Here is a 586-nt window from a genome sequence, read left to right on the forward strand (position 1 = left end):
AGGCAGCTTGAAGGGAGCATGTGATCAGGTTCTCGCCGACACGGTAGGGGTGGAACTTGTATTACACCCTCAGCCTGACCTTACTGGACTTGGCTACACGGAAGAGGAAAAGATTGCACTCGTCGCAGAGATCAAGAGCCGGTGGAAGCGTTATGCGTGGAACCCGTCTGAGTGTGATATGCGTGGCAAGTTTTCAGTTCCTCAACTCGTGGATATCGCACTTCGTTGGTATATAGCTTATGGCGAGGTCACCGGTCTTATAAGCTATATGCCAAGAGAGCAACGCAAACGCTACGGCATTACCACAGGAACAAAAGTCTGTTTGGTGCCTCCTAACAAGTTAGTTCAGGATACGAGCAAACTTGAGGGACTTTTTCAGGGTATCTATCACGACAAAAACGGACGACCTGTTGGGTATCTCTTTGAAGAAGATCACGCGGGCATCACTCAGAAAGTCAAATACCCAGCCAAAGATGATAAAGGTCGGCACGTCGCCATCCATATTTTTGAACCTTTCGATGCAACGGACGTGCGTGGCATTTCAGTTCTGACATCCGCTTTCAGAAAGCACGCTCAGCATGAGGTT

General features: G+C 49.0%; 1 protein-coding gene. It reads left to right on the plus strand.

Annotation, left to right across the window (positions count from 1 at the left end):
• Positions 1 to 586, plus strand: a 586-nt coding sequence (locus tag HBA93_RS18025; RefSeq protein ID WP_221724209.1) for a phage portal protein, incomplete at both ends; no start/stop codon positions are given.

The sequence above is a fragment of the Ochrobactrum sp. SFR4 genome, from assembly GCF_019730395.1.
GTDB lineage: Bacteria > Pseudomonadota > Alphaproteobacteria > Rhizobiales > Rhizobiaceae > Pseudochrobactrum.